Below are 13,757 nucleotides of genomic sequence, written 5' to 3'. Positions count from 1 at the left end.
ACTCATCTCATATTCAAATAATTGTACGATTTGCTTAAACGAGAAGCAAGCTCTGTGACTTCTCCCACACAGAAAAGCCGGGTACACCCCACTAACACAGGGCATATCCGGCTGCCATAAAGTAATTCCAAAGAAATCATTTATGCTTACTACCTTCTACAGTATTTAGCATCCCAACTCAGTTCTCTCTATCCTGCCAATTCCATAATCTTACTTCTTCAACATGAATATTACTGACCCATTTTTCTTCCTTTAACTTGAGCAGTTCTTTAACCGGACCGGTTACGACAGCTCCATACAGCCTAACTCCGTTCTTCTCCAGATAACTAATGGAGTCATCCAGATCAATAAACGGAATTACCTTGTTGGCGATCGATTTATGCTCCTGCATTAAGTGCAGTGTCTTAAGGAAGTTCGCATTACGAAGTTCACCATCCCCATATGAGTCAACAGATGGAGAAACACTCGTGCGGCTAGTCACCCCTCCAAACCAACCCCACTTTTTCTTTGACTCTTGTGTCACCTTCATATCATCGGCATGCCAGATGGGCGTACTTGGAAATCCTAAGGGATCATTTATTACTGGCTCTTGTGTCCTTGGACCTGTATCTGCTGCGAACCATAAAAGCTCAAGATTTTTATGCTGAAACTTCTTCAATAGCTCATCTGTCGTAAAAAATTGTTCAAAAGACAAATAGGCTTCTCCTACCGTACCTTCAGGGAGCTTTTCTAGTTTTTCCCAGTCACTGCTGTCATCCATCCTATTTTCTGCAGACTGGTTCTCAGTGGGATAGATAAAGTAATTACCTGTCCCACTGCGTTCATATGTCCATGAATAACTATATATTCTGGGCCAGCCTAATAGAAACTTCATCGAATAATCTCCAACATTAATCCGCGCATCACCAATTTGTTTTATTATTTCACCCTGCAGATTCATACTAAAAAACGGTCCGGAATCGCTACTCAAATGGACGATTGTATTCGGCTGTGAAACAGCAATTGCGGAAGAAACGACATCACGGTAAGTCTCTCCTCTTTCTCCAGTGCCATAAAATAACGCTGTGATGATACTGCTGACGATCAAAAAAATCAAAAATGCAGAAATCACCGTCAAAGTATTTGATATGCGTGCTTTCCACTTGCCCCGGCGGATGATCTTTTTTTCTTTACCGGGTCTGTTTCTTTTACCCTTTCCGAATTTTATGCTCTTCTCCTCATCTGAAGCCGGCTTTTCTTCACTCATGAGTTCATCCAGATAAGCCTGGTAAGCTTCCATCTTCTCTAGCTCACGTTCAACCTCATCCCTATCCTTATCAGCAAGAGTGCCTTCACCATACCTTCTTAACTTCTCCTTAAACTCTTCACTCATGTTCATTTCTCCTCCGCTCTACCTCACGCAGCTTCTGTCTGGCCCGAAAGATCAATATCTTATATTGGGACAAGCCCACATCCATAATGTCCGATGCTTCCCGATAACTCAGCCCATGAAAATCATGCAGCAGCAGTGCATTTCTCTGATTGTCCGGTAGCTCACCTACTGCTATCCTCATCTCTTCCCAACGTTCCTGATGAAGCAGTGTGCTTTCTGTGGTATCTGGATGAGCAAGCTTTTTGAAATAATCCTCACTCTGAACTGTACTGCGGCCTTCCTTTCGCTTGTAATCTACGAAGGCGTTATAAGCGACACGGAACAACCATGGCTTAATCTTCTCTTCTTTACAATCCTCCAAATGTAGATAAGCGCGATAAAAGGTTTCTTGCATCAAATCTTCAGCCGCATAATGATCACCACAAAGGGAGCGCAAATAGCGGTAAATATCCATCACATACATCTGATATATTTCATCCAATGACTTTCGCTTCATGCACTCCCCCCTTAACCTAACCACGTATCCCAGCCTGAAAAGTTACAGATAAATTTAGCAACTAGTATGAATATACCAGTAATTCCATGGAAAAAAGCGAAAAAAGCCTGCTGGCAAGGAGTATTACTCCTGCCAACAGGCTTTTTAATTCACCAAGTTACTCTGCTTACAGAACAACTTCAACTTCTTTGAGCATTTCGCTAACGGATATTAAACCGCCACCGGACAAATACCAGTAGTTAGGATCCAAGTAGATGATTTTACCATTTTTAAAGGCATTTGTGTTCTTCACTAGATCGTTTTCAACTGCTTTTTTAGCTGAGCCGGCTTCGCCGCCATCACTCTTCACAGCCGCATCTCTGTCCACTACAAACAGATAATCCGGATTCTTATCCGCTACATATTCGTAGGATACGCTTTGTCCGTGAGTGGATACTTCAATTTTATCATCAGCCTGTGCAAATCCGAACACATCATGGATAATCCCAAAACGGGAACCTGCACCGTAAGCACTGATTTTTCCTTCATTCGCAAGAATAACAAGTGCTTTTTTGCCATCAGCTGTTGCCTTCGTATTCAAAGCTTTGATGGAATCATTGATAGTCGCAAGCTCAGTTTCTACTTCTGCTTCTTTTCCAAAAATTTGACCCAGCATTTTCACGTTATTCGTAAAAGATTCCATGTAGTTTGCATTATCTACAGCCACATACAGAGTAGGTGCAATTTTGCTGAATTCTTCATAAGAATCCTGTTGTCTGCCGGAAATGATGATCAGGTCCGGAGAAAGACTGTTTATTTTTTCGAAGTCAGGCTCTTTCAAACCCCCAACATTCTCATATTTAGCATCGTTATATTTAGAGAGATAAGCCGGTACATTACTTTGAGGCACTCCAGTCACCTCTACACCCAGTTTATCCAGCGTATCCAGTGTACCGAAGTCAAAAACAACCACTTTTTGCGGATTGCTTTTGATAGTTGTTTCGCCAAGCGCATGCTTGAAAGTAAGCTCTGTCGGTGCTGTAGTAGCTTCCGTTGTTGGTGCAGTAGTAGCTTCCGAATTGCCTGCCGCTGCTGTGTTGTTATTTGAAGTTGCTGCATTATTGGAGCCACAAGCCGCCAAGATTACCGCAAGAAATACTGTCATAATCAGTAAAGATAAGTTCTTCTTCAATGTATTCACCCCTAATTTTTATAGTGAAGCTATTTGAATTATTCGCGTATGCGTTAAGAAGCTGGCGCCTTTCACTTCTTACGTTACGTCATAATAATATCCGCATAGTAATAGTTACCTTTTTAGAAATAGACACCGATTTTTCGGCCTCCTATAGTTTCAATAGGAATGTCCATGTCATATACCTCTTTAAGAACTGCAGAATCTATAATTTCATCCGCTGTACCCGAGGAAGCTACTCTTCCATTTTTAAGCGCAACAATGTAGTCAGAGTAACAAGATGCAAAGTTAATATCGTGGATAACGAGCACAATCGTCTTCCCCTTCTCGTCCACCAAACGGCGAAGCACCTTCATAATTTGGACGGAATGCTTCATATCAAGGTTGTTGAGCGGTTCATCGAGCAGAATGTACTCTGTATCCTGAGCCATAACCATGGCAATATATGCCCGCTGGCGTTGTCCTCCACTGAGCTGATCAATATATTTATCCTGCATCTCTTGGAGATCCATGTAAGCAATCGCTTCGTCAACGAACGCCCGATCCTCCGGACTCAGCTTCCCCTGTGAATACGGGAATCTCCCAAAAGAAACGAGCTCCTTCACAGTGAGACGTACGCTAATATGATTGGACTGCTTTAACACCGATATTTTACGAGCAAGCTCATTACTTTTGCAGGTACCGATTTCCTTACCTTCGATCAGCACCTCTCCCGCGTCTTTGGAGATAAGTCTGCTGATCATGGAGAGCAGTGTACTTTTACCCGCACCATTTGGTCCGATAAACGAGGTGATTGCGCCTTTTTTGATGGACAAGGACACATCATCAACGACGGTTACTCCGCCATAACGTTTGGTTAAATTTTTAACTTCTACCACGACTTATTCTCCTTTAACAGCAGATAGACGAAGTAGACGCCGCCTGCAAAATTGATAATCACACTAACCGTAGTATTGAATCCAAAAACACGTTCGACCAGGAACTGCCCGCCGACAAGCGCAACAATGCTCAGCAGAATCGTTCCAGGAATCAGATAGGCATGCTTATAGGTACGGAACAGCTGGTGTCCCACATTAGCTACCAACAAACCTAAGAAAGTGATTGGCCCCACTAGAGCCGTCGAGATCGAAACGTAGATAGATACAATAACTAGCAGCCTTTTGACCACATAGTCATAATTGATGCCCAGATTAATGGCTTCATCTTTTCCAAGCGAAATAACATCCAAATACTTAACAAATCGCAAGAAATACAACGTAGTTAGCGTCAGAACAATGGTAGAGAGAATCAATAGGTCACTGCTGACATTGTTGAAGCTGGCAAACATTTTCCCCTGTAGAATCAGGAATTCGTTCGGATCAATAAGCACTTCCATAAAAGAAGACGCGCTCTGGAACATCGTCCCCATGATTAGCCCTACCAGCAGCAGGAAATAAATATTTTGTCCTTCCCTACGGAACATTAGCTTATACAATACGCCTGAAAACAGGACCATGAGACACGCAGAGAACAAGAAGTTGATGTTTTTATTCATAAAGGTCATATTCGATGAACCTAAGGCATATACACCGAACGTCTGGATTAACATGTACAGGGAATCGAGCCCGAGAATACTTGGTGTCAAAATACGATTGTTCGTGATGCTCTGAAAAACTACGGTAGAGACAGCTATCACAGCTCCGGTAATCAGAATGGCCGCCAGCTTTCTTCCCCGGCTGGGCAGAACGTAGTCCCAATTTCCCAAAGCATGATACGTCATAAACAAGACGATGAGGGCGACAGCACTTATAGATAATATAGTTAGTTTTGTCTTCATCTCTAGTTCGCCTTTCTTCTCATCAGCAAGTAGATAAACAGACCACTACCGATGACGCCTACCGTGAGACTGATTGATATTTCATATGGATAGATAATGAGCCTGCCCAGAATATCGCAGAACAGGAGGAACACCGCTCCGAGAATGGCTGTATGCGCCAGACTTTTTTTGAGGTTATCTCCTATGTACAACGTTACAATGTTAGGTACTACCAGACCCAGAAATGGAATCGTACCTACGGTTAAAATGACAACAGAAGAGATTAACGCTACAATTACCAATCCCACGTTGACAACCGCTTTGTAATTCATGCCAAGATTAACGGAGAAATCCTCGCCCATACCGGCTACCGTAAATTTATTAGCGAAGAGATACGCCAGGATGACAAGTGGAATGCTGATATAAATTAATTCGTATTGGCCTTTGATAATCGTTGAGAAATCTCCAAGCATCCAAGACGAGATATTCTGAATCAAATCATTTTTATACGCAAAAAATGTTGTAATCGAACCTACAATGTTTCCGAACATGAGTCCGACCAGCGGGATAAAAATACTATCCTTGAACTTGATCCGATCCAGGATTCTCATAAAAATAAAGGTGCCCAATAGTGCAAAAACAAAAGCAACCAGCAATTTCTGCATTGGCGTTGCGCCTGTGAATAACATGAGGGATACGAGAATACCAAATTTTGCGGAATCCATCGTTCCGGCCGTAGTCGGGGAGACGAATTTATTGCGTGACAGCTGTTGCATAATTAATCCGGCAATACTCATGCTGACTCCAGCGATAATCAATGCGGCTAACCGGGGAATCCGGCTTACCAGCAAGGTCTGTGCTTGAGATTCCGTAAGATGAAAGAGATCTAATGGGGATATATCTTTAACGCCTATAAACAAAGATATAAATGAAAATACTATTAGAAGTAGGGACAAATATTTTAGTTTCATGAGTTGTTCCTTATCTGTTTAATAGTTTACAAATGCGCTTTTATGATAATGATTTTCATTCGCAATGTTTTAAATTATACCTAAGCCCACTTTGAGGGTCAACCCTTTCATATACTTAAATTTAAAATAATTAAGACTTAGGCTTATCTGCTTAAGTTACCTAAAAAAAGACACCCTAACGGGTGCCTCTTTAATCTCTGCCATATTTTTAGCGCTAAACTATAGGATTTATTTATATTTCTTCCAATCCTGATTACTGTTCTCCAGCAGATGTGCAAAATCATTATCCAACCGCTTCTGCTCAGCCTTCCGCTGATCTTCCACTGCCTTACGGGCAGCTTCTTTACGGTCATTTTCCTCCGCTTTCAACGCATCAGATTGCGCCTTCAGCTTTCCTAGAACATCACTGCTTAGCAGATCTTTTAACGTAGCAGGGCCATCATTCGTAGCGGCTCTTGGTGTGGTAGGCATTTTCTTTTTTTTAGCCACTGTCCATCATCCTTTCTAGTACTGAATTAAATTGGAATTTGTTTAAGTTATTGGTCTTTTCGTTTATAATGTTTACTAAGAGGTGAGCCCTATGAAGTCCAATGATTTATGTCCCCGGCTACAAAAAAGTATGGATATTATCGGCAGGCGTTGGACTGGTTTAATTATCTACCAGCTCCTTCAAGGACCCCAACGTTTCAATGTAATTGAAGCGGCATTACCCATCAGTGGAAGACTGCTCTCCGAACGGCTCAAAGAGCTGGAACAGGAAGGGATCGTTCTTCGAGAAGTGTTCCCAGAGACCCCCGTGCGGATCCAATATTCTTTGACGGATAAAGGTCTTGCCCTGGAATCAGTCATCCGAGACTTACAGAGTTGGTCCAAAGAATGGGTCGATTGTGACACCGATAATCTAAATTCAACTCTCAAAATGTAAGCGTTTTATCTGAGGCATTAGATTTTAAGGCCGACAATGACTAAATCACGCTCTATACCGTCAAGTTCAGCCACACCAGGCAGCATTCCCCATTCTTCAAAACCAAACTTTTTCAGTAAACCAAGGCTTGGATCATTATGTCCAAACACAAAGCCGACTAGATTCTTAATTCCGAGACTAGGGGCTTTCTCAATGGCCTCTGTCAGAAGAATTCTGCCCGCACCACCACCACGGAACTTTTCATTCACGTATACACTGATTTCTGCTGTTGCATTATACGCTGGACGACCATAGAAGGATTGAAAACTGAACCATGCAGCAATTTCATCTCCTTGCTTCAGTACCCATAAGGGACGGTGATGGCTATTATGCTCAAGAAACCATTTCTCCCGATCTGCAACAGTAACGGGTTCCAGATCTGCAGTTACCATCCTCCCAGCAATCGTTGAGTTATAAATATCTACAATAGCTGCTAAGTCTGCAGATGTTGCATCTTCAATTCTGCTGTTCTCCCAATTCATCCCTTAATTCCTCCAAATGTGTTAATTAACTCAGGCCGACCTGCTCCTGGCTCCATTGCCACAGCCGTTCGGCCTCTATTGTATTCTGCGCTCTGGGAGACAGTTGTTTAATCTTTCTTCGATAATAATATTGACCGGTTACCTCTCCAAGATCGGGATCTGTAGCCAAATAAATCGCTGTATCGGCACCTTGTTCAGGTGTTAAGAAAAAGTATGAGAGTAACTTAAGTACCGACTTGCCAAAACCAGTCTCCCGGTTTACACCTATATTCGTCCCCACTGCTCCTGGATGCAGGCAATTCACCGTCACCCTTGTTCCGTGAAGACGCGAAGCCAGCTCCCGCGTGAACAGAATATTGGCTAGCTTGGATCGGGCATAGGCTTTTGCAGGATTAAAACGGCGAGCGAGGGTTGGATCTTCATAATGGAGCGCACCTATCTTGTAAGCACCGGAGGCAACCACAATGATACGGCCTTGCTCTGCTGCCTGCAACGACTCATGTAACAGATTGGTAAGTAGAAAATGCCCCAAATGATTTACGCCAAGATCCATCTCAAAGCCGTCCTTCGTAAGCTGACGCTTAATCGTGACTACCCCGGCGTTATTGATAAGTATGTCTAGCATAGGATATTTCGAAGTGAATTCCTCAGCAAAGCTGCGAATGCTCTCAAGTGAAGCCAGATCACACAACATGAGCTCGATATCCTCGGAGTGGCTCTTTTGTTTGGCGGCAGCAAGTGCTTCTTCTCCCCGCTGGCGATTACGGCAAACCATAATAACTTTAGCTCCCTTGCGAGCCAGTTCAACTGTTGTGGCTAGCCCCATACCGGAATTCGCTCCGGTAACAAGTGCGATTGTTCCTCTCATTGCAAGAATCACTCCTCTCTCAACAACCGTACCCGAATAAGCTTCAGCCTAACCTTAGGAGAAGTATATTTAAAGATATGTTACACCAACTAGTAGGGTTAAGAAAAGCTTCATGTCATGATTAGCCAACGATAGTTATAGTTCGTCAGGTGCGTCTGGTCTATTTTTGATCTATAATAGGAATATTGCAGTTCTAATCGTGAAGTTGAAAGGGGAACACCAACTATGAATAATGCTCTGACAAGCCTAGAGCAGCAAATGGCGGGCGAAGGTCTGGATGCCCTGCTCGTAACAGATCCTAAGCATGTCTACTACTTAACCGGCTTCGCCAGCGATCCGCATGAACGTTTTCTGGGTCTGCTGCTGATACGCGGAGAAGAGCCTATGCTCATTCTGCCTGCATTGGATGCAGAAGCAGCTCAAGCAGCCTCTTCGGTCACCAAAATCCTAACTCACACTGACACTGATAATCCCTATAACCTGCTAAAAGATTGTTTCGGCAGCAGTAAGCTAGGTACTCTCGGCATAGAAAAAGAACATTTCTCAGTAGCCCGTTTTGAGCACCTAACCGCTGCTGTTCCAGCTGAAAGGTTTAGTGATATTGGTCCATTGCTGCGCAGCATGCGCTCCAAAAAGACCCCGGATGAAGTTAAGCGCATGAAACATGCCGCTGAGCTAGTTGAGGAAGCCTTGCGCCGCGTTCTTACCCACGTAAAAACAGGCGTTACAGAAAACGATCTAGTAGCGGAGCTAGAATATCTAATGAAAAAGGTTGGCGCTTCCGGCCCTTCCTTCGACACTATGGTGCTTTCTGGTCCGAAAACTGCCCTGCCTCACGGTGTTCCGGGCAACCGGGTCATTCAACCCGGCGACTTCCTGATGTTTGATATCGGGGTGTATGCCGATGGTTATGCTTCTGATATTACACGTACCTTTGCTATTGAATCCGTGGACGACAAGCTAGTCACTATCTATAACACTGTGCTGGCTGCCAACGAAGCTGGGATCGCTGCCTCCAATCCTGGAGCACCTTTCGGCTCAGTCGACAAAGCTGCACGTGATGTGATTGAAGAAGCTGGATTCGGAGAATATTTCTTACACCGTGTCGGACACGGACTGGGCATGGATGTTCATGAATATCCATCACTTCACGGACAGAACGACGACATTATCGAAATCGGCAATGTGTTCACCGTTGAGCCAGGAATTTATGTGCCTGGACTAGCGGGTGTACGTATCGAAGATGATCTGATTATTACAGCTGAAGGTGCAGAGACCTTAACAAGCTTCCCTAAGGAACTGACTATTCTTCATTTATAGAAAAGAATTACAAGCCACAGCCAAAAACACAGAGCAGCGATTCCTCCAATAATGAGAGAATCGCCGCTCTGTGTTTTTTTAAATTCAAACCTGTGTTCCCCACATCCCGCGAACCAACTTAGCCTCTTTCACCATCCTGCCGATCAGCTCCGCGACTGTAGGAATATCTTGGATCATTCCTGTCACTTGACCTGCCCAGCCGATGCCCTCTTCTTTGATATCATCATAGATCCAGCGCTTGTTGGCTGCACCACTGATATATTCTTTTAATGCTTCATAGGTCGGAGTCACGCGCTCGATTTCAAGAATTTGATCAATGTAATCACTACGTAACACTCGTGCGGGTGCTCCAATAGAACGTTTGATTACAACCGTATCCGACTCTGAGCTTTCTACTAAAGCTTTTTTATAAGACGCGGCCGCATGAACACATTCCACTGTAGCAACGAAACGAGTGCCCATTTCGATTCCTTCAGCCCCAAGTGCATGAGCAGCCATCCATCCACGGCCATCTCCGATCCCTCCGGAAGCAATCACAGGAATATTAACCGCATCAACCACTTGGGGAACGAGCACCATGGTTCCAACATCGTCACGCCCTAAGTGGCCCCCTCCCTCATGCCCAACAACAATAACCGCAGAAGCCCCTAATTGTTCAGCTTTTTGGGCTTGTCTGCGTGAGGAGACGAGCACGAGTGTTTTAATATCGGTGGGCTGTAACATTTCCAGTATAGGGGCTGGATTCCCTCCAGTGAGGCTCACCACGGGAACCTGCTCTTCGATGGCGACCTGCACCCGATCTTCATAACCAATCCCATGCATGCCGATAGCAAAATTAACACCAAATGGTTTGTCCGTTAGTGTTCGTACCCGACGTATTTCTGCACGTAAGGCCTCCGCATCCGGAAGACTCATTGCTGTGACCTGACCCAGTCCACCGATATTTGAAACCGCAGCCGCAAGGTCTGCATAACCTAAATAAGCAAGTCCTCCTTGAATAATAGGATATTCTATGTGCAATAACTCCGTAATACGGGTGTTCCATTTCATCTTCATCTACACCTTTCCTATCTTTAAGCAAAGCAGAATCACGGCAATTAAAAGGGCAGCTCCCCCTGCCAGATAATCTATTTGCTGAAATTGCAGTCTTTTAAAAGAAGTCCTTCCTTTACCATTCCCATAAGCACGCGCATCAATTGCATAGCTCAGCTGTTCAGCACGTTGAATCGTTGTGAAGAGCAGAGGAATAATGATCGGAATGTACGCATATATCCGTTTAGGCAGTGATAATACTGTGAGATCATAACCTCTAGCCTTTTGTGCGAGAAGGATACGATCAAGCTCCTCCTTGATGGTAGGGATAAAACGGATCGCAATCACTATCATTAAAGAGAACTGCTCTACGGGTACCCCCAATTTGGACAGAGGGGCAAGCAGCTTCTCCAGACCATAAGCTAAGTCTAGCGGTTTAGTAGTTAATGTCAGAATTGAGGCTAACAAGATGAGCAATATAATCCGCCATACAAAACGTAATCCTATCCGCAATCCCTCTTCAGTCACCTCGATAAAAAACCATGACCAGAGAATCGTCCCCTTGGTGAACACAGCATTGTAAACAAAAGTAAATAATAAAATAAATAATACCGGCCGTAGCCCTCGCCAAAAAAAATGCACAGGAACTTTAGACAGTAGTAACAATCCCAATACAAAAAAGGTTGCAACAACATAACTAAGCCCCGTACCAAGCATCATAAAGCTAAGCATGAGCATCACGATACTTACAAGCTTTGTACGAGGATCTAAACGATGAAAAATCGAATGCGTCTCCACATATTGACCGACTAATACGGAATCAGCCATGCCCTTGCCCCCTCGAATGCCAAATCGGCAAAATCGCTTCGAAGATATCCTGCTCTTTACAGCTGGCAACTTCAATCTTCTGACCAGATAATTCCTCCACTAGCTTCAAGAGCTGTACGGGTTCAGGCAAGGATAGTCCAAGTTCCAGCAGTAATTCTTCCTTTTCCAGAAACAATGTTCTGGTATCATGATGCCCTTTTAACTGACCTTCATGAAAAACCATGACCTCATCTGAGAATTCGGCAACATCACCCATCTGATGCGAAACGAAGAGGATGGTGCGATTGTCTTGTTGCTGCCATTCCTTTAGTAGCCTCAGCAAAGACACTTGGCTAGCTGGATCGAGACCCGCTGTCGGTTCATCCAATATCAGCAGCTTCGGATTTGTCATCAGTACAGAGGCAATAGCTACACGGCGCTTTTCACCACCACTTAGCTGGAATGGATTTAAGGGGAGAATCCCCTCTGGCAAACCCACTTGCGGCAAGATCATTTCAATCGCCTCTGTAATTTGCTGACGTGAAGCACCCTGCTGATTCAGAGCAAAAGCAAGCTCCTTATGCACCGTTGTTTCGAATAGCTGATGCTCCGGATATTGAAAAACGAAACCCAACTCGGGGACAACCTTTAAGCGTCCTTTAGCATCTCTGCTGGCAGGCTGCTGGTTAATCCAATAGTCTCCTTTTACGGTGGGAATCAAGCCCTTCAGCACTTTGACAAAGGTAGACTTTCCTGCGCCTGTTGGACCGATAATAGAAATCCATTTGCCTTCAGGAATAGTGCAGTTTATATTGCGCAAAGCCTCATGATCGGCATAGTTCACACTTAGATTTTTTAATTGGTAGACCATTGTGATCGAATTATCCCCTTCCAATCGGCTGTTAGCGGTGCTGCTGAATGGAGCAATGTATGTACACGCACTGCGAAGGGCAGTTGTAATTGATAGTCCGCAACAGGCATGGTTTCAAAAAAAGTCAGTGGATCGCCGTCAAACTCAAGTCGTCCTTGGTGCAGGAGCAATACGCGTTCTGCTGCAAACACTTCCTCCATATGGTGGGTGATATGAATAAGCGTCAGGCCTTGACGATGCAGCTCTTGCATGATGGAAAGAACCTGCTGTCTTCCCTGAGGATCAAGCATTGAGGTAGCCTCGTCAAAAATAATGACTTGCGGGCGCATCGCCAATATAGCTGCGATAGCGACACGTTGCTTTTGACCTCCAGATAGCTGATGTGGCATAGCTTCCAGATAATCCTCCATATGAACGGCCTGTAAGGCATGATCCAATCGGCTGCGCATTTCCTCCCTCGGCACACGGATATTCTCCAAACCAAAAAGCACCTCATCCATAACGGTTGTGGTGATAAATTGATCCTCTGGATTCTGAAAAACAAAACCGATTTGCTGATGAATCTCCGCAAGATCTGTTGGTTTTGCTGTGTCCAAGCTCTTAAATTGTACAGTCCCTTTTCGCGGCAGCAGCAGTCCGTCCATGAGCTTTGCAATAGTGGATTTGCCAGAACCATTCGCCCCGACTATCGCCACAAACTCCCCTGCGTCTATCGTAAAGCTAATATCCTCCAGGAGAGGTTGTCCCTTTTTATAATAAAAACAAACTTGATCGAAGGTAAGCATTTATTCAGTCCCCTTTTGACGGTGCCAAGCAGCAAAAAATGCCTCAATGCTATTCTCGGAAAATGCAGGTGCAGGCTTCTCCCATTTTGTCACTTTTGATCCATTCACAGCAAAGATTTCACCGGTTAAATCCGCGTCGGACTCATTCAATAATGCAGTCACGAAGGAAGCAATAGCCTCAGCGTCACCTATTCTCCAAAAGTCAGGCAAAGGTTCATTACGACTGTCATGTTTCTCCTTCAAATGGTCAATTATTGGTCTGGTCATATCCGTTAATGCCGCTGGAGAAATCGCATTGACCCTAATCTGGTCACGTTTCAGCTCTGCTGCGAGCGTCCACATCATGCCCAGTATTCCAGCCTTGGCTGCACTATAATTCACCTGACCTACGGAACCTGCTAGTCCAGCAGCAGAGGTCATCAACAGGATATCCCCACCTGTTTCACGCATATGTGGTAATACTCGTTGAATGCAATAATAAGTGCCATTTAAATGCACATCCAGAACATTCTTCCACTGTTCATCCGTCATACGTTGACATTTCTGATCCTGCACAATTCCCGCGTTAGCTATCAACACCTCGATACGACCGTATCGGGCAATGACCTCACCTACCATGGCAGTGACTGCGGCGGAATCGGCTACATTAGCAGCGTACCCTAGCGCCTCTCCGCCTGCCTGGCGGATCTCGCGCACAACCTCATCAATTAAGACTTGTTTCGTACCATTTACAACCACTATATAACCTGACTTGCCAAGCTGCATGGCGATACTACGTCCGATCCCTCTTGTTGCTCCAGTAATTAAGGCCACTTTATTCATC

General features: G+C 44.4%; 16 protein-coding genes. 2 read left to right on the top strand and 14 right to left on the bottom strand.

Annotation, left to right across the window (positions count from 1 at the left end):
- Positions 1–178: 178 nt before the first annotated feature.
- From MHH89_RS28290 to MHH89_RS28260, 7 genes are all read right to left on the bottom strand, one after another.
- Positions 179–1,372 carry an anti-sigma factor gene (locus tag MHH89_RS28290; protein ID WP_341088633.1) on the bottom strand — a complete coding sequence of 398 codons (1,194 nt, stop codon included), beginning with the start codon at positions 1,370–1,372 and terminating at the stop codon, positions 179–181.
- On the bottom strand, positions 1,365–1,868 hold the full coding sequence (locus MHH89_RS28285) for a sigma-70 family RNA polymerase sigma factor (RefSeq protein ID WP_341088632.1): 504 nt from the start codon (positions 1,866–1,868) through the stop codon (positions 1,365–1,367). Before MHH89_RS28285 ends, MHH89_RS28290 begins: the two co-directional genes overlap by 8 nt.
- A gap of 166 nt (positions 1,869–2,034) precedes the next feature.
- Complete coding sequence (locus MHH89_RS28280; protein WP_282579687.1) at positions 2,035–3,039, bottom strand: siderophore ABC transporter substrate-binding protein; 1,005 nt, start codon at positions 3,037–3,039, stop codon at positions 2,035–2,037.
- A gap of 122 nt (positions 3,040–3,161) precedes the next feature.
- Positions 3,162–3,917, bottom strand: a complete 756-nt coding sequence (locus MHH89_RS28275; protein WP_036681845.1) for an iron ABC transporter ATP-binding protein — start codon at positions 3,915–3,917, stop codon at positions 3,162–3,164.
- Positions 3,911–4,855: an iron chelate uptake ABC transporter family permease subunit gene (locus MHH89_RS28270; RefSeq protein WP_036681842.1), complete on the bottom strand. Its 945-nt coding sequence runs from the start codon at positions 4,853–4,855 to the stop codon at positions 3,911–3,913. The genes MHH89_RS28275 and MHH89_RS28270 overlap by 7 nt, the downstream gene beginning before the upstream one ends.
- A 2-nt stretch (positions 4,856–4,857) precedes the next feature.
- Positions 4,858–5,805, bottom strand: a complete 948-nt coding sequence (locus MHH89_RS28265) for an ABC transporter permease (RefSeq protein WP_036681839.1) — start codon at positions 5,803–5,805, stop codon at positions 4,858–4,860.
- A 228-nt stretch (positions 5,806–6,033) separates the two neighbouring features.
- The gene (locus MHH89_RS28260) at positions 6,034–6,294 is read right to left on the bottom strand and encodes a YqkE family protein (RefSeq protein ID WP_036681837.1); all 261 of its coding nucleotides are present in this window, start codon (positions 6,292–6,294) and stop codon (positions 6,034–6,036) included.
- A gap of 91 nt (positions 6,295–6,385) precedes the next feature.
- Between MHH89_RS28260 and MHH89_RS28255 the strand changes: the two genes are divergently transcribed.
- Positions 6,386–6,730 (top strand): winged helix-turn-helix transcriptional regulator, encoded by a 345-nt coding sequence (locus MHH89_RS28255; protein WP_076128100.1) that lies wholly within the window; start codon positions 6,386–6,388, stop codon positions 6,728–6,730.
- Positions 6,731–6,747: 17 nt separating this feature from the next.
- Here MHH89_RS28255 and MHH89_RS28250 read toward each other — a convergent pair whose 3' ends face one another.
- Both MHH89_RS28250 and MHH89_RS28245 read right to left on the bottom strand, forming a co-directional pair.
- Positions 6,748–7,251 carry a GNAT family N-acetyltransferase gene (locus MHH89_RS28250; RefSeq protein WP_076128102.1) on the bottom strand — a complete coding sequence of 168 codons (504 nt, stop codon included), beginning with the start codon at positions 7,249–7,251 and terminating at the stop codon, positions 6,748–6,750.
- Between the two features lie 25 nt (positions 7,252–7,276).
- Positions 7,277–8,119 carry an SDR family oxidoreductase gene (locus MHH89_RS28245; RefSeq protein ID WP_341088630.1) on the bottom strand — a complete coding sequence of 281 codons (843 nt, stop codon included), beginning with the start codon at positions 8,117–8,119 and terminating at the stop codon, positions 7,277–7,279.
- Positions 8,120–8,344: 225 nt separating this feature from the next.
- Here MHH89_RS28245 and MHH89_RS28240 point away from each other — a divergent pair, with 225 nt between their 5' ends.
- Positions 8,345–9,439 (top strand): M24 family metallopeptidase, encoded by a 1,095-nt coding sequence (locus tag MHH89_RS28240; protein WP_076128106.1) that lies wholly within the window; start codon positions 8,345–8,347, stop codon positions 9,437–9,439.
- A gap of 84 nt (positions 9,440–9,523) precedes the next feature.
- Here MHH89_RS28240 and MHH89_RS28235 read toward each other — a convergent pair whose 3' ends face one another.
- From MHH89_RS28235 to MHH89_RS28215, 5 genes are read right to left on the bottom strand one after another with little or no spacing between them, the layout of a single operon-like run.
- Positions 9,524–10,489 (bottom strand): NAD(P)H-dependent flavin oxidoreductase, encoded by a 966-nt coding sequence (locus MHH89_RS28235; protein WP_076142180.1) that lies wholly within the window; start codon positions 10,487–10,489, stop codon positions 9,524–9,526.
- A 6-nt stretch (positions 10,490–10,495) separates the two neighbouring features.
- Positions 10,496–11,299 (bottom strand): energy-coupling factor transporter transmembrane component T family protein, encoded by an 804-nt coding sequence (locus MHH89_RS28230; protein ID WP_076128108.1) that lies wholly within the window; start codon positions 11,297–11,299, stop codon positions 10,496–10,498.
- Positions 11,292–12,149 carry an ATP-binding cassette domain-containing protein gene (locus tag MHH89_RS28225; RefSeq protein ID WP_076304524.1) on the bottom strand — a complete coding sequence of 286 codons (858 nt, stop codon included), beginning with the start codon at positions 12,147–12,149 and terminating at the stop codon, positions 11,292–11,294. The genes MHH89_RS28230 and MHH89_RS28225 overlap by 8 nt, the downstream gene beginning before the upstream one ends.
- The gene (locus MHH89_RS28220) at positions 12,134–12,934 is read right to left on the bottom strand and encodes an energy-coupling factor transporter ATPase (RefSeq protein ID WP_076128113.1); all 801 of its coding nucleotides are present in this window, start codon (positions 12,932–12,934) and stop codon (positions 12,134–12,136) included. Before MHH89_RS28220 ends, MHH89_RS28225 begins: the two co-directional genes overlap by 16 nt.
- Positions 12,935–13,756: an SDR family NAD(P)-dependent oxidoreductase gene (locus MHH89_RS28215; RefSeq protein ID WP_341088629.1), complete on the bottom strand. Its 822-nt coding sequence runs from the start codon at positions 13,754–13,756 to the stop codon at positions 12,935–12,937.
- Position 13,757: the final 1 nt, after the last annotated feature.

Source organism: Paenibacillus sp. FSL H7-0323 (genome assembly GCF_038002725.1).
GTDB lineage: Bacteria > Bacillota > Bacilli > Paenibacillales > Paenibacillaceae > Paenibacillus_AQ > Paenibacillus_AQ odorifer.
Note: the sequence above shows the minus strand (reverse complement) of the source record. Positions and strands in the feature narration are given on the sequence as shown.